This is a genomic window from Streptomyces sp. NPDC033131 (assembly GCF_055578365.1).
Genome location: NZ_JBVIPA010000126.1, coordinates 1 through 1,074, shown reverse-complemented (window position 1 = coordinate 1,074; position 1,074 = coordinate 1). Strand labels below are relative to the sequence as shown.

The window sequence follows — 1,074 nt, the reverse complement described above, 5'->3', positions numbered from 1 at the left end:
CTAGGAATCCTCACCGAGGCCGAGCCCGGCACCTTTAGCAAGAAGCAGTAACCAAGTCCGGAACGGACATCAACTCACGAACCGCCCACTCAGAAAGCCGGATGCTTGCGCGCGAGGGTCATGCAGTGTGCGAGCTGGAGGAAGGCGTCGTGCATGTCGTCTCGGGTTTCCCAGCGGGTCTGTAGGCGGCGGGGTCCGTGGAGCCAGGCGATAGCGGACTCGGCGACCCACCGGACGCGACCCAGGCCCGAGCCGTGCGGCTCGCCGCGCCTGGCGATCTTCGGCGTGATGCCGCGCTCACGCAGACGGCGACGGTAGACGTCGTGGTCGTAGCCTCGGTCGGCGTATAACGTGCGGGGCTTGCGCCGGGGCCGGCCCCGCTTGCCCCTCACTGGCCCAAGGCTGTCGACCAGGGGCAGGAGTTGGGTGACGTCATTGCGATGACCGCCGGTCAGCGACACCCGCAGCGGGATGCCGTGCGCCTCGGTCAGCACGTGATGCTTCGAGCCCGGCCTTGCACGGTCAACCGGACTCGGACCGACTTTTGGGCTGCTTCGCCCCCGCTTGGCCTGCACGTGCGAAGCGTCGACGGTGACACGGTCGAAGTCCAGGCGGTCCGCCGCCCGAAGCCGGTCCAGCAGCACCCGCTGAAGTTCCTCCCACACCCCCGCATCCTGCCACTCGGCCAGCCGCCGCCAACAGGTAGGACCGGAACCGAACCCTAACTCCTGCGGCAGGTACTCCCACTGGATACCGGTGTAGAGGACGAACAGCACACCCTGCAGCGTCCTGCGGTCATCGATCCGCTTGCGCCCCGGGTGCCGGAACCGCCGCTCATGCTTAGGCAACAGCGGCTCGATCACCGCCCACAACCCGTCACTGACCTCCCACGGCTTCCGCCGCGCCATGGTCACACCCCACAAAACACGGAATCACATGCACCTCCACCGTGCCACAAAAGGATCATTCTGCAAGGACCCCTAAGGGCTTGCCGGGAATCAACACGTCGGTTTGATCTCGGTCTTGTCGGGGCCGAGGAACCTGGCGACGTCTTCCCGTGTGCGGAAACGGGCT

Annotated in this window: 1 protein-coding gene; it reads right to left on the bottom strand. The window is 66.4% G+C overall.

All coding sequences use genetic code 11. From position 1 onward, the window contains the following. Positions 1-89 precede the first annotated feature (89 nt). The gene (locus ACZ5XS_RS45805) at positions 90-908 is read right to left on the bottom strand and encodes an IS5 family transposase (RefSeq protein ID WP_468661650.1); all 819 of its coding nucleotides are present in this window, start codon (positions 906-908) and stop codon (positions 90-92) included. Positions 909-1,074 lie beyond the last annotated feature (166 nt).